Source organism: Microbispora sp. CSR-4, from assembly GCF_008033685.1.
Classification (GTDB): domain Bacteria; phylum Actinomycetota; class Actinomycetes; order Streptosporangiales; family Streptosporangiaceae; genus Microbispora.
Map to the genome: position 1 here is coordinate 1 of NZ_VJVX01000037.1, position 24,217 is coordinate 24,217.

The 24,217-nt window shown below is 71.4% G+C and carries 21 protein-coding genes and 1 pseudogene; 18 read left to right on the forward strand and 4 right to left on the reverse strand.

All coding sequences use genetic code 11. The features are described from left to right. On the forward strand, positions 1-1,279 hold a 1,279-nt coding region (locus FLV34_RS24855), incomplete at its 5' end, for an alpha-L-arabinofuranosidase B (RefSeq protein WP_147944218.1). On the opposite strand, the gene FLV34_RS24860 is transcribed toward FLV34_RS24855, so the two are convergent. After that, positions 1,186-1,632, reverse strand: coding sequence for a hypothetical protein (locus FLV34_RS24860; protein WP_142648741.1), 447 nt, complete (start codon positions 1,630-1,632; stop codon positions 1,186-1,188). The genes FLV34_RS24855 and FLV34_RS24860 overlap by 94 nt on opposite strands. Further along, on the reverse strand, positions 1,629-2,015 hold the full coding sequence (locus FLV34_RS24865) for a PadR family transcriptional regulator (RefSeq protein ID WP_261985888.1): 387 nt from the start codon (positions 2,013-2,015) through the stop codon (positions 1,629-1,631). Before FLV34_RS24865 ends, FLV34_RS24860 begins: the two co-directional genes overlap by 4 nt. 116 nt (positions 2,016-2,131) lie before the next feature. On the opposite strand from FLV34_RS24865, the gene FLV34_RS24870 reads away from it, so the two are divergent. The 5 genes from FLV34_RS24870 (at position 2,132) to FLV34_RS24890 (ending at position 7,399) form a co-directional block, all read left to right on the forward strand. Continuing rightward, positions 2,132-2,701, forward strand: a complete 570-nt coding sequence (locus FLV34_RS24870; RefSeq protein ID WP_147944219.1) for a TetR/AcrR family transcriptional regulator — start codon at positions 2,132-2,134, stop codon at positions 2,699-2,701. A gap of 19 nt (positions 2,702-2,720) precedes the next feature. Beyond that, positions 2,721-3,896, forward strand: a complete 1,176-nt coding sequence (locus tag FLV34_RS24875; RefSeq protein ID WP_142648743.1) for a GDSL-type esterase/lipase family protein — start codon at positions 2,721-2,723, stop codon at positions 3,894-3,896. Between the two features lie 230 nt (positions 3,897-4,126). Further along, positions 4,127-5,476, forward strand: a complete 1,350-nt coding sequence (locus tag FLV34_RS24880; RefSeq protein WP_142648744.1) for a TrkH family potassium uptake protein — start codon at positions 4,127-4,129, stop codon at positions 5,474-5,476. Position 5,477: 1 nt separating this feature from the next. Beyond that, positions 5,478-6,131 carry a TrkA family potassium uptake protein gene (locus tag FLV34_RS24885; RefSeq protein WP_240971594.1) on the forward strand — a complete coding sequence of 218 codons (654 nt, stop codon included), beginning with the start codon at positions 5,478-5,480 and terminating at the stop codon, positions 6,129-6,131. Positions 6,132-6,358: 227 nt separating this feature from the next. Then, a complete protein-coding gene (locus FLV34_RS24890; protein ID WP_147944220.1) occupies positions 6,359-7,399 on the forward strand; it encodes a PP2C family protein-serine/threonine phosphatase in 1,041 nt (346 codons plus the stop codon). 29 nt (positions 7,400-7,428) lie between these two features. Here FLV34_RS24890 and FLV34_RS24895 read toward each other — a convergent pair whose 3' ends face one another. Then, a complete protein-coding gene (locus FLV34_RS24895) occupies positions 7,429-7,902 on the reverse strand; it encodes a MarR family winged helix-turn-helix transcriptional regulator (protein ID WP_142648746.1) in 474 nt (157 codons plus the stop codon). Between the two features lie 136 nt (positions 7,903-8,038). Here FLV34_RS24895 and FLV34_RS24900 point away from each other — a divergent pair, with 136 nt between their 5' ends. The 7 genes and pseudogenes from FLV34_RS24900 to FLV34_RS24930 all read left to right on the forward strand — a co-directional run bounded on the left by FLV34_RS24900 (position 8,039) and on the right by FLV34_RS24930 (position 16,058). Next, positions 8,039-9,559 carry an MFS transporter gene (locus FLV34_RS24900; RefSeq protein ID WP_147944221.1) on the forward strand — a complete coding sequence of 507 codons (1,521 nt, stop codon included), beginning with the start codon at positions 8,039-8,041 and terminating at the stop codon, positions 9,557-9,559. A gap of 160 nt (positions 9,560-9,719) precedes the next feature. Further along, positions 9,720-9,929: a hypothetical protein gene (locus FLV34_RS24905; RefSeq protein WP_147944222.1), complete on the forward strand. Its 210-nt coding sequence runs from the start codon at positions 9,720-9,722 to the stop codon at positions 9,927-9,929. A gap of 75 nt (positions 9,930-10,004) precedes the next feature. Beyond that, the gene (locus FLV34_RS24910; protein WP_147944223.1) at positions 10,005-11,771 is read left to right on the forward strand and encodes a thiamine pyrophosphate-dependent enzyme; all 1,767 of its coding nucleotides are present in this window, start codon (positions 10,005-10,007) and stop codon (positions 11,769-11,771) included. A 209-nt stretch (positions 11,772-11,980) separates the two neighbouring features. Further along, complete coding sequence (locus FLV34_RS24915) at positions 11,981-13,234, forward strand: MFS transporter (protein WP_142648750.1); 1,254 nt, start codon at positions 11,981-11,983, stop codon at positions 13,232-13,234. Between the two features lie 135 nt (positions 13,235-13,369). Beyond that, positions 13,370-14,266: pseudogene (locus FLV34_RS24920) on the forward strand (NAD(P)-dependent oxidoreductase); the annotation flags it as partial. Continuing rightward, entirely contained in the window at positions 14,263-15,048 is a 786-nt protein-coding gene (locus FLV34_RS24925) for an SDR family NAD(P)-dependent oxidoreductase (RefSeq protein ID WP_147944225.1), read from the forward strand. The pseudogene FLV34_RS24920 and the gene FLV34_RS24925, both read left to right, overlap by 4 nt. A 62-nt stretch (positions 15,049-15,110) precedes the next feature. Further along, positions 15,111-16,058 (forward strand): hypothetical protein, encoded by a 948-nt coding sequence (locus FLV34_RS24930; RefSeq protein ID WP_147944226.1) that lies wholly within the window; start codon positions 15,111-15,113, stop codon positions 16,056-16,058. A 108-nt stretch (positions 16,059-16,166) separates the two neighbouring features. Here FLV34_RS24930 and FLV34_RS24935 read toward each other — a convergent pair whose 3' ends face one another. Further along, positions 16,167-17,024: an AraC family transcriptional regulator gene (locus FLV34_RS24935; RefSeq protein ID WP_261985889.1), complete on the reverse strand. Its 858-nt coding sequence runs from the start codon at positions 17,022-17,024 to the stop codon at positions 16,167-16,169. A gap of 106 nt (positions 17,025-17,130) precedes the next feature. Between FLV34_RS24935 and FLV34_RS24940 the strand changes: the two genes are divergently transcribed. From FLV34_RS24940 to FLV34_RS24960, 5 genes are all read left to right on the forward strand, one after another. Beyond that, entirely contained in the window at positions 17,131-18,177 is a 1,047-nt protein-coding gene (locus FLV34_RS24940; protein ID WP_205830447.1) for a LacI family DNA-binding transcriptional regulator, read from the forward strand. A gap of 305 nt (positions 18,178-18,482) precedes the next feature. Further along, complete coding sequence (locus FLV34_RS24945; protein WP_222709614.1) at positions 18,483-20,675, forward strand: alpha-galactosidase; 2,193 nt, start codon at positions 18,483-18,485, stop codon at positions 20,673-20,675. Positions 20,676-20,721: 46 nt separating this feature from the next. After that, the gene (locus FLV34_RS24950; RefSeq protein ID WP_147944227.1) at positions 20,722-22,077 is read left to right on the forward strand and encodes an ABC transporter substrate-binding protein; all 1,356 of its coding nucleotides are present in this window, start codon (positions 20,722-20,724) and stop codon (positions 22,075-22,077) included. A 198-nt stretch (positions 22,078-22,275) separates the two neighbouring features. Further along, positions 22,276-23,229: a carbohydrate ABC transporter permease gene (locus FLV34_RS24955; protein ID WP_187280723.1), complete on the forward strand. Its 954-nt coding sequence runs from the start codon at positions 22,276-22,278 to the stop codon at positions 23,227-23,229. Further along, positions 23,226-24,137 carry a carbohydrate ABC transporter permease gene (locus FLV34_RS24960; RefSeq protein ID WP_222709615.1) on the forward strand — a complete coding sequence of 304 codons (912 nt, stop codon included), beginning with the start codon at positions 23,226-23,228 and terminating at the stop codon, positions 24,135-24,137. Before FLV34_RS24955 ends, FLV34_RS24960 begins: the two co-directional genes overlap by 4 nt. The last annotated feature ends 80 nt before the right edge of the window (positions 24,138-24,217 follow it).

The following is a 24,217-nucleotide window of genomic DNA, read 5'->3' on the forward strand; positions in this document are numbered from 1 at the left end:
CGCGACGCAGGACTCGTTCTGCGCCGGCACCACCTGCGTGATCACGATCATCTACGACCAGTCCGGCCGCAACAACCGCCTCACCCAGGCGCCTCCCGGGGGGTTCTCCGGCCCGGCCGCGGGCGGCTACGACAACCTCGCCGTCGCGACCGCCGCGCCGGTCACCGTCGGCGGCCACAAGGCGTACGGCGTCTACATCTCTCCCGGCACCGGCTACCGCAACAACAACACCAACGGCGTGGCCAGAGGCGACCAGCCCGAGGGCATGTACGCCATCTTCGACGGCACCCACTACAACAACGGCTGCTGCTTCGACTACGGCAACGCCGAGACCAACAGCCGCGACAACGGCAACGGCACGATGGAGGCCATCTACTTCGGCAACAACAACTACTGGGGCTACGGCGCGGGCAACGGCCCCTGGATCATGGCCGACCTGGAGAACGGCCTGTTCTCCGGCGTCAACCAGCACTACAACGCGGGCAACCCGAGCATCAGCCACCGGTTCCTGACCGCCATCCTCAAGGGTGAGCCCAACCACTGGGCCATCCGCGGCGGCAACGCCCAATCGGGCGGCCTGTCGACCTTCTACAACGGAGTGCGGCCCAACGTCGCGGGCTACAACCCGATGAAGAAGGAAGGCGCCATCATCCTCGGCATCGGCGGCGACAACAGCGTCAGCGCCAGGGGCACCTTCTATGAGGGCGTGATGACGTCCGGTTATCCGTCCGACGCCACCGAGAACGCGGTGCAGGCCAACATCGTCGCCGCCGGATACGCCACGGCGTCGGGCGGCGTCCAGAACGGCACGCTCACCCCCGGCTCGGCGATCTCGCTGCGCGCGACCACACCGGGCTACACCGACCGCTACATCCGGCACCAGAACGACAACGCGATCACCTCGGTGATCACCTCGTCCAGCTCCACGCTGGACAAGAACGACGCCACCTGGATCGTGCGCAGCGGCCTGGCCAACAGTTCGTGCGTGTCGTTCGAGTCGAGGAACTACCCCGGCGACTACCTGCGGCACAGCTACTACCAGCTCTACCGGCAGCGCGACGACGGCAGCTCGCTGTTCGCCCAGGACGCCACCTTCTGCCCGCAGGCGGGCAAGAACGGCCAGGGCACGTCGTTCGCCTCCTACAACTTCCCGAACCGGTTCCTGCGCCACTACAACAACACCGTCTACATCGCGAGCAACGGCGGATCGAACGCCTTCGACAACGCCAACCAGTGGAGCAACGACGTGAGCTGGGTCGTCTCCCAGCCCTGGGCATAGCTCCCGGCTCCCCCGCACGACCGATGCCGCCCCCGGCCACCGGGGGCGGCTTTCCCGTCGTGGGACCTCTTCCCGCGTCCACACCCCGCCGCGAGCGGGAGCACGAGCAGGAGCCGGGCCCGCCGCGCGGGCAGGCGGGGCGGCGGGGCGTCGCGATGGAACCCGGTCGACAGCGCCAGCGCCGGGACCAGGGCAGGCAGGAGCGAGCAGGCCCAGCGCACCGCGTTCTCCCACCCCGTCATGGGCGGCGGCACCAGCACGCAGGACAGGACGAGGACCGCGACGGCCAGCAGCCGCAGCCACCGTCTGTAGCGCTCCTCGAGCACGCTGCGTTCGTCGTGGCGCTCGCTCATGCCGGCCCTCCCGCCTCGCTGAGCCCCTTACCGAACCCCTGCCTGGGCCCCTGTTTGAGCCCCTGTCTGAGCCGCAGCCGTTCGACGGCGCGGCGCGCGTTGTCGGCCAGCCGTACGGCCTCCTCCTCCAGCGCCCGCGCCCCCTCGTCGGTCAGCCGGTAGTAGCGGCGCAGCCGTCCCTGCCGCACCTCCTCGCGGTCCGCCTCCACCCACCCGTCGGCGGCGAGCCGGTCGAGCACGCCGTACAGGGTGCCGATCTTGAGGTGGACATGCCCTCCGGAGAGCCGCTCGACCTCCTGCGCGATGCCGTAGCCGTGCCGCGGCTCGTCGACGAGTGCGGTGAGAACGAGGAACGCCGGTTCCGTCATCGCCCGTGTAGTCACGACCCCCAGCATATATCGGCAGCCATGATATTCAAGCGCACCGCACATTGCGGTACGATTTGCCTATATGTATTAGGTAATTACATAATCATTGAAGGCAACGTAGGGAGAGGGTAGTGGCGCGTGCGGGACTGACCACGGAACGCCTGATCAGGGCGGGAGCGGAGCTGGCCGACGAGGTCGGCTTCGAGCATGTGACGATCTCGGCGCTGGCCCGGCGGTTCGGCGTCAAGGTCGCGAGTCTGTACTCGCATGTGAAGAGCTCACATGACCTCAAGACCGGGATCGCCCTGCTGGCGCTGGAGGAGCTCGCCGACCGGGTCGCCGACGCGCTGGCCGGGCGCGCCGGCAGGGACGCCCTGGCGGCCTTCGCCGCCGCCTACCGCGACTACGCCCGGGAGCATCCCGGCCGCTACGCCGCCGCCCGGTTCAGGCTCGACCCCGAGGCGGCGGCAGCCAGCGCCGGGGTCAGGCACGCCCAGATGACACGGGCCATCCTGCGCGGTTACGACATCGCGGAGCCGGACCAGACACACGCGGTGCGGATGCTGGGCAGCGTCTTCCACGGCTACGTCGACCTGGAGATGAGCGGAGGCTTCAGCCACACCGCCGTCGACCCGGACGAATCCTGGTCCTGGATCGTCGACTCCCTCGACTCCATGCTGCGCAACCGGACCACGCCCTGATCACGAACAGGCTGAGGCGATGAGCATCGAACACGACCGAATCACCACACCCGTCACCGCCGACCTCCTGCGCGGTGCCCTCGATGTGGAACGCACGGCGCACGGCCTGCTGCCGCACCGGCTGCCCGCCTGGGCCCGCCGGCAGATCCCCGACGGGCAACTGGCCATGGCCGAGGCCCAGCCGTCCGGCGTACGGCTGGCGTTCCGGACCCGGGCGACCACCGTCGAGCTCGACGCGCTGCCCACCAAGAGGGCCTATCTGGGCCTGCCCGCCCCGGCGGACGGCGCCTACGACCTGCTCGTCGACGGCCGCCTCACGGCCCAGGCGACCGTGAGCGGCGGCAACGTCCGGGTGATCGACATGGCCACCCAGTCGGTCGAGCTGCGGGAGGGGCCTCCGGGAACCGCCCGGTTCGCCGATCTGCCCGCGCGCGACAAGACCGTCGAGATCTGGCTTCCGCATACGGAGATCACCGAGCTGATCGCCCTGCGCACCGACGCCCCGATCGAGCCGGCGCCGGACGGCGGGCGCAGGGTGTGGCTGCACCACGGCAGCTCCATCAGCCACGGCTCGAACGCCGCCCACCCCACCGCCATCTGGCCCGCCCTCGCCGCCGCCGCGGGCGGAGTCGAGCTGATCAACCTGGGGTTCGGCGGCAGCGCGATGCTCGACCCGTTCACCGCCCGCACGATACGGGACACCCCCGCCGACCTGATCAGCGTCAAGATCGGCATCAACATCGTCAACGGCGACGTGATGCGCCTGCGCGCGTTCACCCCCGCGGTCCACGGCTTCCTCGACACGATCCGCGAGGGACACCCGGCCACGCCGCTGCTGGTCGTGTCCTCCATCCTGTGCCCGGTGCAGGAGGACACCCCCGGCCCGCTCGCGCCCGACTTCCAGGGCGGGACCGTGCGGTTCAGGGCCACGGGCGACCCGGCCGAGCGCGCCGCCGGGCGGCTGACGCTCAACGTCGTACGCGACGAGCTCGCCCGGATCGTGCTGCGGCGGGCGTCCGACGACCCGCACCTGCACTACCTCGACGGCCGCGACCTTTACGGCGAGGCCGACTACGCGGAACTGCCGCTGCCCGACGAGGTGCACCCCGGCCCTGCGGGACATCGCCGCATCGGCGACAACTTCGCCCGGCTCGTGTTCGGCGCAGGCGGCCCGTTCGCGGCCACGTCCGGCTGATCGGAATTCCCTCCGGCGGTGACAGCCCCGATGTGCCCGGGCGGAAAGGTGCTGTTACGGTAGGCCGCGGTGTGCCGGGAAGTCGGGTCGGCGCCGTCGTCCGCTGCCCCCACGGAGGTCTCGGTGGTATCGCAGTCGGCCCGCCGCCTCGGCCACGGGCGCGGGATCCCCGCCCGACGTGGCCGCCCGCGCGGACGCGTACGGGACCGCGACGGCGGAGAGCCTCGCGCATGAAGCTGTTCTGGGCCATGGTGGCGCGTTTCAACCAGCCGGCGCAGGTGATCACGACGGTGTTCGGGGTGACGATCATCCTGGGGACCGTCCTGCTGTCCAGCCCGCTCGCCACGGCCTCCGGAGTGCCCGCGGACTGGCTCACCGCCCTGTTCACCGCGACGTCGGCGGTGTGCGTGAACGGGCTGACCGTCGTCGACACGGCCACGCACTGGTCGGCGTTCGGCGAGGTGGTCATCGCCGTGCTGATCCAGGTGGGCGGTCTCGGCATCATGACCCTGGCGACCGTCTTCACCCTGCTCGTCTCGCGCAGGCTGGGCCTGCGGGCCCGGTTGTCCGCGCAGGCCGAGACCCGGGTGCTCAACGGCAGCGACCTGCGCCGCGTCGTGGGCAAGGTGGTGCTGTTCAACCTGACGTGCGAGGCGGTCGTGGGAACCGTCCTCACGCTCAGGTTCGTGCTCGGCTACGGCGAGCCCGTCGGGCGCGGCCTCTACCTGGGCCTGTTCCACGCGGTCTCGTCGTTCAACAACGCCGGTTTCGCGCTGTGGCCCGACAGCCTCATGCGGTTCGCCGCCGATCCCTGGGTCTGCCTGACCGTCGCGGCGGCGGTGATCGTGGGCGGGCTCGGCTATCCCGTGGTGTTCGAGCTGCGCCGATCCTGGCGCCGCCCGAGCCGCTGGTCGCTGCTGACCCGCATCACGCTCACGGTCACCGCCGTCCTGCTGGCGGGCGGCACCCTGGTCTTCCTCGTCACGGAGTGGACCAACCCCCGCACGCTCGGGCCGATGGACGAGCACGGCAAGCTGCTCGCCGCGTTCTTCACCGCCGTCATGCCGCGCAGCGCCGGGTTCAACAGCCTCGACATCACGCAGATGCACCCCTCAAGCTGGCTCGTCACCGAGCTGCTGATGTTCGTCGGCGGCGGCAGCGCGGGCACCGCGGGCGGCATCAAGGTCACCACGCTGGGCCTGCTGACCTTCATCGTCTGGGCCGAGCTGCGCGGCGAGAGCCGGGTGAACATCGGCCACCGCCGCCTCACCGAGGCCGCGCAGCGGCAGGCGGTCTCGCTGACCGTGCTGAGCGTGGCCCTGGTCGCGCTCTTCACCTACGTCCTGCTGGTGCTGTCGCCACAGTCCCTCGACCACGTGCTGTTCGAGGTCGTCTCAGCCTTCGGCACGACCGGGCTGTCCGTCGGCGTGGCCTCGGCCGCCTCCCCCGCCGCGCAGGTGCTTCTCACGCTGCTGATGTTCGTCGGCCGGATCGGCCCGCTCACGCTGGGCTCCGCCCTGGCGCTCAAGGAGCGCGGACGGCGCTATGAATTACCGGAGGAGGAGGTCATCGTTGGCTGACATGAGAAACGACCCCGTGGCCGTGATCGGTCTCGGCCGCTTCGGCACCGCGCTCGCCCTGGAGCTGGTGCGGCGCGGCACCGAGGTGCTCGCCATCGACCACCGCCCCAAGGTGGTGCAGAGCCTCGCGGGCCAGATCACGCACATCGCCACGGCCGACGCCACCGACCCCGAGGCGTTGCGCCAGCTCGGCCTGCCGGACTTCTACCGCGCGGTGTGCGCCATCGGCAGCGACCTGGAGGCGAGCATCCTCACCTCGTCGCTGCTGGTCGAGATGGAGATCGACGACATCTGGGCCAAGGCCGTGAGCCGGCAGCACGGCCGCATCCTCAGCCGGATCGGCGTCCAGCACGTGGTCTTCCCCGAGCACGACATGGGCGAGCGCGTGGCCCACCTGGTGAGCGGGCGGCTGCTCGACTACATGGAGGTCGACGAGAACTTCGCTCTGGTCAAGACCCTCCCGCCCAAGGAGTACGTCGGAGTGCCCCTCGGCGAGTCGAGCCTGCGCCGCAAGTACGGGGTGACGGTGGTGGCGGTCAAGCGGCCGGACGAGGAGTTCACCTACGCCACCGCCGAGACCGAGCTCGGCTATGGCGACGTCATCATCGTGTCCGGCCGTACGGACCAGGTCGAACGCTTCGCGGAGCTGCCGTGACGGCGAGCGAGGAAGGCCGGATGTCCTGCTTTACCGGCCACGGCGTCACGAATTCGAGTAACGTCACTACTCGTAGTGATCAGGTGGGGCCCGCCGCGACTTGACCGTCCGGCCCGAAATGGTGCCATCCGTCGCGGGCATAGGGGAGTGTCGTGTTCACTACGCGGGAAAGAGTAAAGCCACCAAAGGAATCATGTGCTGACGTGGGGGCCGGCTATGGAGTCGCGATGAGTTCCCAGAGCATCTTGCGTGCGTTGCCGTTCATCGCGATTCTCCTGGTCGTCATCGTCGACCTGATCACCGGGCCGGGGGTGGGCTTCCTGCCGCTCCTCACGCTGGGCCCGGCCTTCGCGTCGGTCGCGGGTAGCGTGCGCCGCACGGCCGTGGTGGGGCTGCTGGCCCTCGTCATCTGCGTCCCCCTCGCCGTGTACGACGGCCTGCTCGGCCGTACGAGCAACAATCTCACCCTGACGGCGATCGTCGGCGTCACCGGCGCGAGCATGCTGGCCAGCCGCCTGCGCAACCGGCGCGAGCGCGAGCTGGCCAACGTCCGGCTGGTCGCCGAGGCGGCCCAGCGGGTGCTCCTGCGCCCGGTCCCCCGCCGCGCGAGCGACCTGCGGATCGCGCTCTCCTACACCTCCGCCGCGGCGGAGGCCCAGATCGGCGGCGACCTCTACGAGGTGGTGACCACCCCGGAGGGCGTGCGGATCCTCATCGGCGACGTGCAGGGCAAGGGCCTGGAGGCGGTGGAGACCGCGGCGTGGGTGCTCGGCGCGTTCCGCGAGGCGGCCTACGACCAGTCCGAGCTCGCCGGTGTGGTCGAGCGGGTGGAGACCAGCCTGGCCCGGCACCTGAGCGGCGAGAAGTTCGTCACCGCCATACTCGCGGAGGTGCACGAGGGGGAGATCTCGCTGCTCAACTGCGGCCACCCCGCCCCGCTCGTGCTGCGGCGCGACGGCGGCGTGTATTTCGCGGAGCCGCAGGAGGAGGCCCTCCCGCTGGGGCTCGGCGGGCTCGGCTCGCCGCGGCCCAAGCCCCACCGGGTGCCGTTCGAGGAGGGCGACCAGATCCTCTTCTACACCGACGGCGTGATCGAGTGCCGCGACCGGCAGGGCCGCTTCTACCCGCTCACGGAGCGGGCCCATCTGCTGCGCGGCACCGATCCCCAGGTGGCCCTCGACGGGCTGCGCGCCGACCTGCTGCGCCACGCCGGCGGCCCCTTCCCCGACGACGCCGCGATGCTCCTGCTCCGTCGTCATCCCGGATGAGCGGGCTCTCCGCCGGCCTCCTCTGACCGCTATCGGCCCGGGCGCTCCCGCGCGCCCGCCGTCGCGCGCTCGGTCATGGCGACCGAGCGGCGCAGAAAGTCGTGGATCACCGCGAGCTGCTCGTCGCTGTAGTCCTCCAGCAGCTCGTCAAGCGTCCTGACGCCGGCCTCCATCGAGGCGTTGATGGGCAGTTCGTGCTCCGGGATCGGCTCGATGATCACTCTCCGCCGGTCCCCGGCGTCGCGGACCCGGCGGACGTACCCCGGCTTCTCCAAGCGGTCGATCACGCCGGTGACGGCGCCGCTGGTCAACCCGGTGAGCTCGGCGAGCTGACCGGCGGTTATCGGCCCCTTCCTGCTCAGGATGTCGAGACACCGGGCGTCGGTGGCGTTCAGCCCCATCTGGTCGGCGATCGCCTGACTGTAGAGGACCGCCCTGGCCGTGTAGGCCCGCACCGCCTCCCTGATCGACACGAGCAGCTCCGGACGCGAGACCTCCGCCATTGACGTCGCCTCCAAATTCTCTTAGTCTCCTAAGAGACTTAGCTCAGTGAAGTAAATTGCTTGCTCTACAAAAGAGACTACTTCGGCCGGGATCCCGGGGCCCTCCTCGATCCCCGGCAGTCAGGAGCGTCGTTCCATGTCCGTCACGTCACAGGACGCGCGAGCGTCCGGTCCCGAGGCAGGGCCGAGCGCCAGGCGGTGGCCCGCGCTCCTTGTCGTTCTCCTCGCCGCCTTCATGGACCTGGTGGACAACACCATCGTCACCGTGGGCCTGCCGGAGATACAGAAGGACCTCCGGGCCACCGACGCCGACCTGCAGTGGGTGGCGGCCGGCTATGCCCTGGCCTTCGCGCTCATGCTCATCACCGGCGGCCGCCTCGGCGACGTCTTCGGCCGCAAGAAGACCTTCCTCGCCGGCATCGTGGGCTTCACGATCGCCTCGGCGCTGGCGGGGGCCGCGCAGGGCCCCGAGACCCTGATCGGCGCGCGCGTCCTGCAGGGCGCGCTGGCCGCGGTGATGATCCCGCAGGTCCTGACCTACATCCAGGTCGGTTTCAGCGCCGCGGAGCGTCCCCGGGCACTCGGCCTGTACGGCATGGTCCTGGCCCTCGCCGGCGTCAGCGGGCCGCTGCTGGGAGGTCTGCTCATCGACGCCGACCTCTTCGGCTGGGGCTGGCGCACCATCTTCCTGATCAACGTTCCGATCGGTGCCGCCGCCTTCCTCGGCACCGCCGCGCTCATGCCCGAGTCCCGGGCCGAGCACACGCGCCGGCTCGATCTCGTCGGCGTCGTGCTCATCACGCTCGCCCTGGTGGCGGTGTTCTACCCACTGGTGCAGGGCCGCGAGCTCGGCCGGCCTCTGTGGACCTTCATCTCGATGGCGGCCGCTCTCCCCCTGCTGGTCATCTTTGTGGCGTACGAGCGGGGCAGGACCCGCAGGGACGACTCCCCGCTCGTCGACCTCGGCCTGTTCCGGGAGCGAGGCGTCATTCCCGGCCTGGTGGTGGCCTTGGTCTTCTTCACCGGCGGCAGCTTTTTCTTCGTCCTGACGCTGCACCTGCAGATCGCGCTCGGCTACACCCCGCTCCGCGCGGGCCTGACCTTCCTCCCGTTCGCGTTCGGCGTGATCATCGGCTCGGGGGCGGCCACCCGGCTCGCCCCGCGTGCCGGCCGCCTGGTGGTCGCCGTCGGCTCCGTCGTGATGGGGGGCGCGGTGGCCGGCATGATCTACACCCTGCACCGCAACGGCGCCGGCCTCAGCCCCTGGAATCTGCTTCCCGCCATGGTCGTCGCCGGCATCGGCCTGGCCTGCGTCTCGGCGACCCTCGTGAACATCGCCCTGGCCCGGGTCTCCGCGCGCCACGCGGGCTCGGCCTCCGGGGTCGTGAACACGACGGTGCAGCTCGGCTCCGCGGCGGGGATCGCCGTCATCGGCACCGTCTTCTTCAGCCTGCTGGCAGGCAACGCCACGGAGACGGCGGCCACCGTCGCGGTCTTCCTCCGCTCGAGCGAGCAGGCCCTGTGGGTCATCGTCGGCCTGCTGGGGGTGAGCTTCCTGGCGAGCTTCCTGCTGCCCTCCGGCCCCGTGAAAACCGGGCAGGCCGGGCAGGCCGGGCAGGCCGGGCAGGCCGACGATACCCGTCGCGAGGCGACGTGATGCGCCGGTCTGCCGCACCCCAAATCCCCGTGACCTGCGGCGTCGTTTACGCGTACGGGTGCCGGGAAGGGCCCATCGGGCGAGCCGTTCGATGCCGGATCACGAAGGTGTCGATCACGAAGGTGTCGATGACGCAGGTGTCGCATACGAGGTGTCGATCATGAACGTGCAGAGCACCGTGGTGAAGCGCGCGGGCGACACCCTGACGTCGGCGATCGGCAGCGTCGCGGGTGCCGTGGCCGACCCGAAGGGCGCCCTGAAGCAGGTCAGGTCGGCCGTGTCCTCACCGAAGCGGCTGGCCGTCGCCGCCGGTCTCGTCTCCGCGTACGCCCTCGGCTGGTGGTGCGGCCACCGTGCCGCCTCCCGCTGACCGGGACCGTCGCGGAACGCTGAACGGGACCGTCGCGGAACCCGCCCGTACGGTCGAATGCAATCGGAGGCGGACATGACCGAGATCGTGGGTGAGAGCCTGGCCCGGCGGCTGGTGGAGTGGGGGGTCGACACGATCTTCGGGCTCCCCGGTGACGGGATCAACGGCCTGATGGAGGGGTTCCGCCGGCACCGGGAGAAGCTACGCTTCATCCTGGTGCACCACGAGGAGGCCGCCGCGTTCATGGCGACCGGCTACGCGAAGGCGACCGGCCGACTCGGCGTGTGCGCCGCGACCTCGGGGCCGGGCGCCATCCACCTGCTGAACGGCCTGTACGACGCCAAGCTCGACCACGTGCCCGTGCTGGCCCTGACCGGCATGCAGGAGACCTCGGTGCTGGGCACCCACTATCAGCAGGAGGTCCACCTCGACCGTCTCTATCAGGACCTCGCCGCCTACAACCTGATGGTCACCAACCCGCAGCAGGTGCCCGGCGTGGTCGACCTCGCGGTGCGCACCGCGCTGACCAGGCGGACGGTGTCGCACCTGACCTTCCCCAACGACATCCAGGTGGCGCCCGCGAGCGAGGACCCCTACCGGCACGTCAGCCCCGGCACCCCTCCCGCGAGCCTGACGACCTGCTCTCTCCCGCCGCTGCGGCCGGTCGAGGAGGACCTGGCGCGGGCGGCGGAGGTGCTGCGGCAGGGCCGGAAGATCGCCATGCTCGTCGGCGTCGGCGCGCGGCACGCCCGCGAGGAGGTGCTGGCGGTCGCCGGCAGGCTGGGCAGCCCGATCGTGAAGACCCTCCCCGGGAAGTTCGTGGTGCCCGACGACCATCCGCTCACCACCGGCGGGCTCGGCCTGCTCGGCACCGCGCCGAGCGAGGAGCTCATGGAGGAGTGCGACACGCTGCTGATGGTCGGCACGTCCTTCCCCTACGGGAAGTACCTGCCGCCCGAGGGGCAGGCCCGGGTGGTGCAGATCGACGCCGATCCCGCCCTGCTCGGCATCCGGCGGCCGACCGAGGCCCCGGTCGCCGCCGACGCCAGGCTCGCGCTGCGGGCGCTGCTGCCGATGCTCGGCCCGGCGAAGGAGCGGTCGTTTCTGGAGAAGTACCAGCGCAGGATGGACGCCTGGCGGCGCGACATGCGGGCGCTGGAGGACCCGAGCCGTGATCCGATCGCCCCGCAGTACCTCATGGGCTGCGTCGACGAGGCGGCCTCCGGCGACGCCATCCTGACCTGCGACTCCGGGACCATCGCGACGTGGGCCGCGCGGCACTGGACGATCCGCGACGGACGGGAGTTCTACCTGTCGGGCAACCTCGCCACGATGGCCCCCGGCCTGCCGTACGCCATCGGGATGCAGCACGCCTTCCCCGGCCGCCAGGTGATCGCGTTCGTGGGCGACGGCGGGTTCGCCATGCTCATGGCCGACTTCCTCACGGCCGTGCGGCACGACCTGCCCATCAAGGTCGTGGTCAACAACAACAACAGCTACGGGCAGATCCTCTGGGAGCAGATCATCCTCGGCTACCCCGAGTACGCCGTGCGGCACCGGCGGCCCGAGGCCGACTTCTCCGCCTGGGCCCGCGCCTGCGGGGCGTACGGCGCGAAGATCAAGGACCCGAAGGACCTGCCGGGCGCGATCCGGGAGGCACTGGCGCACGACGGGCCGGCGCTGGTGGACTGCGACGTCAATCCCAACGAGCCGCCCATGCCGGGCAAGGTCAGGTATGAGCAGGCCAAGCACTTCACCGAGGCGTTCCTGCGCGGCCAGCCGCACAAGGCGGGCGTGCTCGCCACGGTCGCCCGCGACAAGATCAACGAGCTGCTGTCCTGACGGTCGCGGGAGCCGGTCGGAGTCGGCAGGGGCGGGCGCGAGGGCCGCCGACCGGGTCATCGCCGCCTACGATGTACGTCGCATCACGGGCCTGACCCGGCTCGGTGTGAGGGAGCTCACATTCCCAACATTTCGAGATTTTTGGAACTAAATCCGGGGCGCGGCGGTTACAACCGTTCGAACTATTTCGAACCATAGCCGGAGCCACGATGACAAGTCGCCTGCACGAACGACAGCACGCCCTCGACACCCCGGCGGTGAGACGCCGCGGCCTCCCGGCCCTGCCGCGCGCGGCGGCCTTCTGGCTGGTGGCGGGCACCACGGCCATCCTGCTGTCCGCTTCGAGCGCGCCGAGCCCCCTTTATCCCGTCTATCAGGCCGAGTTCGGCTTCAGCGCCCTCACGCTGACGGCGATCTTCGCCGTCTACGTGCTCGCGCTGCTGGTCAGCCTGCTCACCGTGGGGCGGCTGTCCGACTTCCTCGGCCGCCGCCCGGTCCTCGCCGTGGCGCTGGTCGCCGAGGCGGCCGCGATGGCCGTCTTCCTCGGCGCGAACGGCGTAGCCGCCCTTGTCGCCGCCCGCGTCGTCCAGGGCCTCGCGACCGGCGCCGCGATCGGTGTGGTCGGTGCGTACCTGCTCGACCTGCAACCCGCCGACGGCTCGCGGCTGGGATCGCTCATCAACGGCGCGGCCACCACCGCGGGCCTGAGCATCGGCACGGTCGGGAGCGGGGTGCTGATCGAGTACGCGCCGCACCCCACCCGGCTGATCTTCGTGATTCTCACGGCGGCGTTCGTCGTCCTCGCGATCGCGACGGCCGTGCTTCCCGAGACCGTCGAGCGGACTCCCGGCGCCGCCGCCACGCTGCGCCCGAGGGTGCTCGTCCCCGCGCCGGCCAGGCGCGCGTTCCTGCGCGCGGTCCCGGTCATGCTCTCCACCTGGATGCTCGGCGGCCTGATCTTCTCCGTCGGGGCGTCGCTGCTCGGCGCGGTGTTCGGCGAGCACAACCACGCGGCGATCGGCCTCGTCCTCGGCGCGCTCGCCGCGGTCTCGGCGCTCGTGTCGGTGCTGCTCAGGAATCGCGCGCCGGAGCGCCTCCAGCGCGAGGGAACGGTGCTGCTCCTCCTCGGGACGATCCTGCTGATCGTCGCCGTGGCGTCGTCGTCGCTGCCCCTCTTCGTCGTGGCGGCGCTCGTCGCGGGCGCCGGGTGGGGGCCGGCGTACCTCGGCGCCTTCCGGACGGTCAGCCAGCTCGCGGCGCCGCACGAGCGGGCCGCGCTGATCTCGGCGATCTACGTGGTGAGCTATCTGGCGTTCAGCATCCCGGCGCTGGTCGCCGGGGTCGCCATCACCACGCAGGGCCTGCGGGGCACCTCGCTGGTCTACGGCGCCGTCGTCGCCGTCGTGGCCGCCGCAACCCTCGTCTACGAGGCGCTGAGCCGGCGCGAGCCGGCCGCTGCGTGACGACAGCGACGGCAACGGCGACGACGACAGCGGCGGCGACGGCGAGGGCGGCACAATCGTTCAAGACCTCCGCCGCGCCGTCGCCTACAACGGTCCCCGGCGTGCCGCCGCCGCGGCACGGGACGTACGCAGGGAGGCGAACGGATGGACGTGGGCTTCGTCGGTCTCGGGATCATGGGTCAGCCCATGGCGCTCAACCTGGCCCGGGCGGGAACCCCTCTCGTGGTGTGGAACCGTACGGCCGCCAGGGCCGAGCCGCTGCGCGCCGCGGGCGCGCGGGTTGCGGGCAGCGCGGCCGAGGTGTTCCGGCGGGCGCGGGTGGTGATCCTCATGCTGGCCGACGAGGCCGCGATCGACGCGGTGCTGGAGCGGGGCACGCCCGCCTTCGCCCGCAACGTCGCCGGCCGGATCGTGGTGCACATGGGCACGACCTCACCCGCCTACTCCGCGGAGCTGGAGACCGACGTGCTCGCGGCCGGGGGCCGCTACGTCGAGGCGCCGATCTCCGGCTCCCGGGTGCCGGCCGAGCAGGGGCGGCTGGTGGCGATGCTCGCCGGCCGCCCGGAAGCCGTTGAAGAGGTCCGCCCGCTGCTGAAGCCGATGTGCGTCAAGACGGTGGTGTGCGGGCCCGCGCCCAAGGCGCTGCTGACCAAGCTCGCGGTCAACATCTTCCTGATCACCACGGTCACCGGCCTCGCGGAGTCGCTGCACTTCGGCGAGCGCCAGGGCCTCGACATCGAGCTGCTCGTCGACGTGCTCAACTCGGGCCAGATGGCGAGCGACATCTCGCGGGTGAAGGCGGTCAAGCTGGCCGGGCGCGACTTCGCCCCCCAGGCCGCCATCGCCGACGTGCTGAAGAACAACCGGCTCATCGCCGAGGCGGCCCGTGGGGCCGGCATCGCCTCACCGCTGCTGGACGTCTGCCATAGCCTCTTTGGCGAGACCCTCGCGCTGGGCCACGCCGACCTGGACATGGCCGCCGTCGTCCACGCGATCGAGGCCAGGACGGACGGGGAAGGAGCACGCCGATGACCTCTCACCCGGTCGTCATCGTCACCGGAGGGACGCGCGGGATCGGCCGCAGCACGGTGCGCCGCCTGTGCGCGGACGGGTTCGGCGTCGTCTTCACCCACTCCGGCTCCGACACGGACGCCAAGGCGCTGGAGGACGAGCTCGGCCGCGACGGCGCCCTCGTCCGCGGCGTACGGCTCGACGTGACCGGGGAGGACGCGCCGGAGCGGCTGTTCGAGCTGGCCGAGGCGGCCGGGGAGGTCACCGGCCTGGTCAACAACGCGGGGGTGACCACCAGGATCGGGCCGTTCACCGGTCTGACCGACGCCGACCTGCGGCGGGTCGTCGACGTGAACCTGGTGGCGCCCGTGCGGCTGTGCCGGGAGGCGGCGCGGCGCTGGACCGCGTCTGCGTCCGCGTCCGCGTCGTCGTCCGCGTCGTCGTCCGCGTCGTCGTCCGGGAGGGTGATCGTGAACGTCTCCTCGGTCGCGGCGCGCACGGGCTCGCCGCACGAGTACGTCGCCTACGCCGCGACCAAGGCTGCGGTCGAGACGCTGACCGTGGGCCTGGCCCGGGAGCTCGCCCCGGCCGGCATCCGGGTCAACGCCGTCGCGCCGGGGACGATCGACACCACGATCCACGCCCGTTCCGGAGAGCCGGGGCGGGCGGAGCGGGTGGCGGCCCGCATCCCGATGGGGCGTCCGGGCAGGCCGGAGGAGATCGCCGAGGCGGTCGCCTGGCTGCTGTCGGACCAGGCGTCGTATGTCACCGGCGCCGTGCTCAACGTCGACGGCGGGCTCTGAGTGCCCGTCCTGACAGGACGCGACCACCATCCTTGATGTCGGCATCGTGCGAAGATGTCGGGATGCTGTCTCGAATAGCGCCGGCCGCCGTGGTGGCCGGCGCGACGTTCATGATCATCCCCCAGGCCGAGGCCGCGACGGCCCCGCCCGTGATCCGTTATGCGGGTCTCGGGGCCTGCCTCCAGTCCGACGGCGGCCGCCAGCCCTGCGGCCCGTTGAAGCTCTGGCTGAGCGACGGCCGCGTCGTCGCGCTCCCCGGCGCCCGCAGGACCGTGGCACCCGGCGAGTACACCGTCGCCGGCGTCGTCGCCGTCTCCCAGGACGGCGCCCACGCCGCGTACTTCGCGGGCAAGGACGGCGTGCTCACGATCTGGGCGGCCGCCACCGGCAAGACGCGCGAGGTGCCCACCGTCACGTGGCCGGACGACCTCCGGATGGACGCGCTCACCCTCTCCCCTGGCGGCCGGTTCCTCGGCATGCGCGGGGTGAACGCCTCCGAATGGGAGGTGAATCGCGTCGCGGACACGACTACGGGGAAGGTGTTCAGCCTGCCGAGGGGATACCAGACCTGGGACTTCAGCCCGGACGGCAAGCGCATGATGGCGGGCGACAACCGGAGAGCGGTGCTCTACGCGACCGGCACGTGGTCGGTGACGTTACGGCGGTCCGTCTACATGCGGGGTGATCTCGGCCCCGACGGCGTCACCGTGGCCTCCCCGAAGTGGACGAAGACCGGCGGTTCGGTGAAGAACGTGGTCGTCACCCGCAACCTCGCCACCGCGAAGAAGAGCAGCATCCCCATCCGGCTTCACAAGGGCGAGACCGCCCTGGCGGCCCGCTGGGACAGGGCGGGCCATCTCGACGTGCTGACCCGCTCCGATCGTCACGTGAACGGCGACCTGCGCAGGACGCACACCTGGTATCGGGTGAACCGCACCACGCACCGGCTGCGCAGGCTCGACTCCTTCGTCATCCCGTCCTCGGTGGGAGGCTACGTCCTCGCCCAGTGACGGCCCGGAAGGCCGACACATGCCACCTGGGCTCAGAAGCCGACGCTGGAGATGATCGCCGGCACGAACCGCGCAACGCACCCAGCCGATGGAGTACGGCGCCGATCGTCAGGCGAGCGCGGCGGTCCACTTCGCGGGCGTGAGGCCGTAGGCCCGCTTGAACATGCGCGACATGTGGGCCTGGTCGGCGAACCCGGCGAGCTGGGCCGCCTCGGCCAGGGGCGCGCCGTCGCGCAGCAGCCGCCGGGCCAGGTCGAGTTGCCGCATCGTGCGGAAGCGTGTCGGGCTGGTGCCGAACGCCTCACGGAACTGCCGCGCGACCGTCCACCGGTCGAGGCCCGAGACCTGCTCGAACTCCGCGAGCGTGTGCCGCGTCGTCGGGTCGTCGGCGATCAGGTCGCGCACCCGGGTCAGCGCCTCCAGCGCCAGCGGAGCCCGCCTGCCCGGCCTCGCGGAGGAGTGACGTACGAGCGTGCGGACCACCCGGAGCGTGAGCGTCAGCCGTTCGGCCTCGTCCAGCGGGTCGTCGATGTCGCGCAGCCACGCGGCGAGCGCGGGATCGGCGTCGCGCCGCGCGATCACGGGGTCGGCGACGAACGGCAGCGGCGCCCCGCCCAGCGCCTCCTGGACCAGGGCGGGGTCGAGGTAGATGATCCGGTAGCCGACCCCCTCGTCGGTGCCCGCCACGCCGTCGTGCGGCTCGTCGGGGTGCAGGACGTGCCAATCCCCCGGCAGGCAGTGCCGCTGCTCACCGCGATAGCGGAACGTCTGCACGCCCCGCAGCGTCATCCCGATCGCGTACGTGTCGTGGCGGTGCGTGGAGAATCCCTCGCCGTCGAGACACGCCTCAAGCCGCTCGATGCCCGCGGCGCCGGAGCCGAACCGCAGCCGGTGGCCGGGCCGGGTCCCGCCGTCCGGCAGATGCCGGCGCAGGTCCGCACCGCTGTCCGGTGACTCGTGCCGCACGCGCCGAGACTACCGGCGGCCGCGGCCGTCGTACGGACCGGGGACGTGTGATCGCTCGGTCGCGGCGGTTTTGACCCCGGCTCGCCCCACCGATCACGATGGGGGCGTGAACGAAACCCCTGTCGAGGTGCCCGCGCCGCGTCCCGGCCGGGAGCCGGTGCCGAGCATCCGCGACGTCGCGGCGGCGGCCGGCGTGTCCCGCCAGACGGTGTCCCGGGTGCTCAACGCCTCGCCCAAGGTGAGCGCCGAGACGCGGCGGACCGTCATGGAGGTCATCGAACGGCTGCGGTATCGGCCCAACCGGGTGGCCCGGGCGCTGGGGTCGGGGCGGGCGCGGGGCGTGACGGTGGTCACCTCCGACACCATGCTGTACGGCTACGCCTCGACGCTGCAGGGCATCGAGGAGGCGGCCCGGGTCGAGGGCCTGGCCGTCGGGGTGCGAGTGGTCGAGTCCGACCGGGAGAGCGACGTCCGCAACGCCGCCGACTACGTCAGCGATCCGAGCGCCGGGGGTGTGATCGTGATCGCGTTCGACGCGGCCGGCATCGCCGTGCTGCGCGCGCTCCCCGAGTCGCTGCCCGCCGCGGCGGCGATCGAGCCCGGCGTGCCCGTGGTCGGCCGCCCGGCGATCTGCCTCGACGAGCAGCAGGCGTCGGCCGAGGCGACGCGCCACCTGCTGGCTCTCGGGCACCGGACCGTCCACCACGTGGCCATCCCGTCGGAGTCGGAGCACAACGGACGTCTCGCGGGCTGGCGTCGTGCGCTGGACGAGGCCGGGGCGGCCGTCCCCCCGGTGGTCCCGGCCGGCTGGGACGTGCGGTCGGCGTACGAGGCGGGGCGGGCGCTGGCCGCCGACCCCGGCGTTACCGCGATCCTGTGCGGCAACGACGACATCGCGCTGGCGGTGCGCCGCGCCCTGTTCGAGGCGGGCAAGGACGTGCCGGGTGACGTGAGCATCGTGGGCTTCGACGGGGTGCCCGGCTCGGCGTACTGGACGCCGGCGCTCACGACGGTGGAGATGGACTTCGCCGGGCTGGGCCGCGCCACGGTGGCGGCGGTGCTGGCCGAGCTCGCCGGGGAGCCGCAGCCTGCCGTGTCGCTGACGCCGCCGCGGCTGGTGGTGCGCGAGTCGACGGCGCCCCCGCGCGGGTAAGCCGGGTTCACGGGGCGGTGCCCCACGGCCGCGCCCTCGCGTCGCCCGCCGCTGCGCCCTCGCGCAGCCCGCCGCCGAGGTGGCGCTGACGATCGGCCCGGGCGCGTCGCCGGATGTTGTTAACAACACCGTAACGGGCCCTTCCCCTTACTGATGTGACCGGTCACACTCGCATTCGTGCGGATGTGACCGGTCACACGCATACAGGGGAAGGGCTCGCCCGCCGCCGTTCTCCCCGCGAGGGGCCGTCGCCCGCACGCCGCAATGACCTCCGGAGAACCCGGCGCGATCGTCAGGAGACGCAGGTGAACGCACGGCACACCGAGACCAGCCTGGTGTGGGGGCACTCGGCACTGCGGGTGGTGATCGCCATATCACCCGACGGTGTGGTGAGCATCCGCGAGCTGGGCGCGGGCGACCCGGGGCCGAGGCCGCCCGCCCAGCCGCTCGTGGAGGTGCTGCTGGCTGGACAGGGCCGCGCACGGGCCTCCCACCGCTTCTCCGACACCGCCGTGGGCCGCCGCTTCACCTACGTCGGGGCCGAGCAGGCCCGCGACGGGCGGTGGCACGAGCTGCGGATCACCCTCCGCGACGAGCACACCGGTCTGGAGGCGCACGCGCACCTGCGCTCGGCCGAGGGCGTGCCGGCCGTACGGTCCTGGACGACGATCACCAACCGGGGCGTCCGGGAGGCGGTGGTGCTGGGCGTGACCTCGTTCGCCGCCGGGTTCCCGGCCGGCTCGGCCGACGGGCTGCAGGTCGTACGCGCCGACAGCGAGTGGCTCGGCGAGAGCCGCTGGCGCGTACGCCCGCTACGTGAGGAGATGGCCGACCTCAACCTGCCGCTGCACGGCCAGGACGGCCGGGGCCGCCTGGCCGTCACCAGCACGGGCGCCTGGTCGACCGGGCAGCACCTGCCCACGGCGGGCCTGCTCGACCCGCACTCGGGCCGGGCCTGGCTGTGGCAGATCGAGCACAACGGCCCGTGGCGGTGGGAGATCGGCGAGCGCAGGGACGGCGTCTACGTCGCGTTGCTCGGCCCCACCGACATCGACCACCAGTGGCACACCGTCCTCGCCCCCGGCGAGTCGTTCACCACGGTCCCGGCGTCGGTCACCGTCTCCTCCGGCGGACCGCACGGTGCCTATGACGGCCTGCAGGGTGCCTATGACGAACTACAGGGTGTCTATGACGGACTGCATGGCGCGGCCGCCGCACTGACCGCCCACCGCCGCGCGCTGCTGCGCCCTCATCCGGACCGGACCCGCCTGCCCGTGGTGTTCAACGACTACATGAACACCCTCATGGGCGACCCGACGACCGCGAAGCTGCTCCCGCTGATCGACGCCGCCGCCGAGGCGGGCGCCGAGGGGTTCTGCATCGACGCCGGCTGGTACGACGACGACGGCGACTGGTGGGACAGCGTGGGCGAGTGGCAGCCGTCCCAGACGCGGTTCCCCCGGGGCATCGAGGAGGTCCTCGGCCGCATCCGCGAGCGTGGCATGATCCCGGGGCTCTGGCTGGAGCCCGAGGTGATCGGCGTGCGCAGCCCGATGGCCGACAAGCTGCCCGCCGAGGCGTTCCTGCAGCGCGGCGGCACGAGGATCGTCGAGCACGGCCGCTATCACCTCGACCTGCGGCATCCGGCCGCCGTCGCCCACCTCGACGAGGTCGTCGACCGGCTCGTGGAGCAGCTCGGCGTGGGCTACTTCAAGCTCGACTACAACATCGACCCCGGCGCGGGCACCGACGTGCACGCCGTCAGCCCGGGCGCGGGGCTGCTCGCCTGCAACCGGGCCCATCTGGCGTGGCTGGAGGCGGTCCTCGACCGTCATCCCGGCCTGATCCTGGAGAACTGCGCCTCCGGCGCGATGCGCATGGACTACGCCCTGCTGTCGCGGATGCAGCTCCAGTCGACCAGCGACCAGCAGGACCCCCTGCGGTATCCGCCGATCGCGGTGGCCGCTCCCCTGTCCGTGCTGCCGGAGCAGTCCGCGAGCTGGGCCTACCCCCAGCCGGACATGGACGACGAGCGGGTCGCCTACAGCCTGTGCACCGGCATGCTGGGCCGTCTCTACCTGTCCGGCCACCTGCCCACCATGACCGCCGCGCAGCGCGAGTCGGTCAGGGCGGCCGTCACCGCCTACCGGGGCATCCGCGCCGGCCTGGCCGAGGCCGCACCCGTCTGGCCGCTGGGTCTCCCGGGCTGGGCCGACCCCTGGCTCAGCCTCGGGCTCGTCACCCCCGGTCACACGTACGCCGGGGTCTGGTGCCGTACGGACGAGCCGGCGGCGGCCTCGCTGTCCCTCCCGCACCTCGCCGGACGCCGGGTGGACGTCGAGGTCGTCTATCCCCGCCATCTGCCCGCCTGGGACGTGGAGTGGGACCAGGAGCGGGGCCGGCTCACCCTCACCAAGCCGGTTTCCGGCCCTTCCGCCCGAATATTGCGTATTTCACCCGTCTCATCATCCTCGCCCGTTTCATCCCCCCTGCTCTGAAATCCCGGGCCTGCGGTCCGGGCGCCCCCGGAAGAGAGATCGACCCATGAAGAAATGGCAGACCCTGGCGGTCGTCGCCGCCCTCGCCGCGGGGGCCGCGGCCTGCAGCGACCCCTCCGTGGACCCCTCTGCGGACCCCTCTGCGGACTCCGCCGCGCAGGCCGGCGGCACCGCGGGCGGTTCGGCCGCAGTCACCTGGCCCGAGCCGACGGCCAGGCTGGACGGCGTCACCCTGACGATCTGGGCCGCGCAGAACAGCAACACCGTGCCCAAGCAGGTCGTCGACGCGTTCGGCAAGGCCACCGGCGCGAAGGTCGACATCGTCACCATCCCCGACCCGTATGAGCAGGGCGTGCAGACCAAGGTCGCCACCGGGGACAAGCCCGACCTGGCGTTCTGGCAGCCGACCGCGTCCATGCTCACGGCCGTCAACGCCAGGGCCAACCTGCAGCCGCTGGACCAGGCCCCCTGGCTGTCGAAGCTCGCGCCGCAGCTCAAGGACATCACCGGGATCCTGGACGGCACGCGGTACGCCGCCCTCATCACCAGCCCGGCCGTCGAAGGCGTCTACTACAACAAGGAGGTCTTCGCGGCCAACGGGATCACCGAGACCCCGAAGAACTTCGACGAGATGATCGAGCTCGGCCGCACGCTCAAGGCCAAGGGCGTCACCCCCTTCTACGAGATGGCCGGCGACCGGTGGGCCACGCAGTGGTGGGTCCAGGTGCAGCTCGCCGACGCCGCCAGGGACGGGCTCTGGGACAAGATCAACAAGGGTGAGGAGACGTTCTCCAGCCCGGTCGTGCTCGACGCGATCAAGAAGTACAAGTCGCTGATCGACGAGGGGCTGTTCAACAAGGACATCAAGACCGCCACGTTCGAAGACCAGGGCAAGGCCCTGCTCGACGGCAAGGCGGCCATGGTCGTGCAGGTCAACTCGTTCTTCGGCCAGCTCCAGGCGACCGCCGACACCGCCACGCTCGACAAGAGGATCGGCTTCTTCCCGATCTCCCCCAGCGGCAACGTCGGCACCTTCATCCCCGACCAGTCCAACGCCCTCGTGGCGTTCAAGACCGGTGACGCCAAACGCGAGGCCGCCGCGCGCCAGCTCCTTTCGTACTGGATGGGCCCCGGCTACAAGGACTTCGTCGCCGACCGCAACACCGTGTCCCTGGAGACCGACGTGCCGAGCCCGGCCTCGGTGCCCAAGGCGCTGCAACAGGTGCACGACTCCCTCGGCGAGGCCGTCGGCTCCATGCAGGCGCTCGCCGTGGCCAACCCGGACCTGTACATCAACCTCGCCGACATGATCACCGGCACCATGACGCCCGAGCAGGTGGCCTCCGCCACCCAGGAGCAGTTCGCCCAGCTCGCCAAGGCCGCCGGCGCGGCCGGTTTCTGACCCACGAGAACACCCGCCCGAGGACACCCGTAAAGGACACCCGCCCGATCCACACCCGCCCGACGACCCGCGCCCACCGCCAGGTTCATCGCCAGGTTCATCGCCAGGTTCATTGACAGGTTCAACGACAGGTCTATCGACAGGGCGCGGAGACCGCGGCTCGCCCGCCTCTCCGCGCCCGGCACCTGAGGACATGCCATGCTGACTGCCACGGACACCCCCGTCCCGGACCGGCCGCTCGCGCCGCCGCCCGCCCCGCGCGGTCCCGCCGGCCGCACCCGCCGCAGGCCGGACCGGACCCACCCGATGTGGTTCATGGCCCCGGCGCTCGCGATCCTGCTGGTGTTCTTCTTCCTGCCGACCGCGTTCAACTTCGTCTACGCGTTCACCGACTGGTCGGGCTTCAAGAGCGCCATCCGACCGGTCGGGTTCGACAACTTCGCCGACCTCGCCTCCAGCGGCACGCTGTTCTCCGCGCTGCGCATCACCGTCGCCTACGCCGTGCTCGTGGCGGTCTTCCAGAATCTCTTCGGGCTGGGCCTGGCTCTCCTGCTCGAACGGGACACCTGGGTCAACCGCACGCTGCGGGTCTTCTTCCTCATCCCGGTGCTGATGTCGGCCCTGGCCGTCGGCTACGTCTTCCAGGCGCTGCTCAAGCCCGAGGGCAGCCTCAACCAGCTCCTGTCGCAGCTCGTCCGGCACGACGTGGACTACGCCTGGCTCGGCGACACCCGATGGACCATCGTCGTGGTCGCCGTCGTCCACGCGTGGAAGTGGATGGGCCTGTCGATGCTCATCTATCTGGCCGGGCTCAAGACGATCCCGGAGGAGATCATGGAGGCGTCCCGCATCGACGGCGCCTCGCGCTGGCACGCGTTCCGGCGGCTGCGCTTCCCGCTGCTCGCCCCCGCGATCACGTTCAACGTCGCCACCGCCCTGCTCGGCTCCATGAACGGCTTCGACATCGTGCAGGCCACCACCGGCGGCGGCCCGGCACGGACGACCGAGATCCTCAACATCTTCATCTACCGGACCTTCGGGCAGGGCCTGTTCGCCCAGGCCACGACCATGAGCCTGGTGCTGTTCCTGCTCGTGTCGCTCATGGCCTTCCCCGTCATCCGCATCCTGCGCAAGCGCGAGGAGATCCTGTGACGCCGCACTCCCCCGCCCGCCGCAGCCCTGCCCGCCAGAATCCTGCCCGCCAGAGCCCTGCCCGCCGCAGCCCCGCCGCCTCCGGGCGTGTCTCGTTCGCGACCCGCCTGCAGCCGTTCGCCGCCACGGCGCTCGCACTGGTCACCATCGGCATCCCGTTGTGGCTCGTCGTGGCGACCGCGGGCAAGTCGCGGGGCGAGGCCCTCATCCCGAACCTCACCCCGCCCGCCCACTGGCACCTGCTGGAGAACCTGGGCGAGGTGTGGCGCGAGGGCGAGGTGCCCGCGGCGTTCTTCGGCAGCCTCCTCGTCGTGGTGCCCGCCGTGATCGGCGTCCTGCTCTTCGGGTCGATGGCGTCCTGGATCCTCGCCCGGCGCGCCACCCGGCTCAACGCCGTCCTGTACGCGCTGGCCATCAGCGGCATCATCCTGCCCCCTGCGGTGGTCACGGTCGTGCTGCTGCTGCGCCAGCTCGGCCTCGCCGGCAGCGCCGTCGGGATGATCGGCGTCTACATGGGCATCTACATGTCCACCGTGATCTTCTTCGTCACCGGTTTCGTCCGCACCATCCCCGTCTCGCTGGAGGAGGCCGCCCAGATCGACGGGGCGGGGCCGGTGCGCGTTTTCTTCCACGTCGTGCTGCCGCTGCTGCGGCCGGTGCTGGCCACCGCCACGATCCTCGTCTGCCTCTACGTCTGGAACGACGTCTTCTACGCCTTCTTCGTGGTGGGCGGCCGCCTCGACACCCTGCCGCTCAACCTCTTCCGCGTCGCCGGCGCGGGGCTGTATCTCAACAACTGGCACCTCATCTTCGCCTACGTAATCCTCATGAGCCTGCCGCTCGTCGTGGTCTTCGCCGTCGCCCAACGCAGGATCATTTCCGGCATCACCAGCGGCGCCGTGAAGTGAGCGCCATCACGTGAGCGCCTCCGGCCGGCCACGGCCGGCGCTGTTTTCGCCTCCCGGCGGTGCCCGCCGAGCCCGCCGTA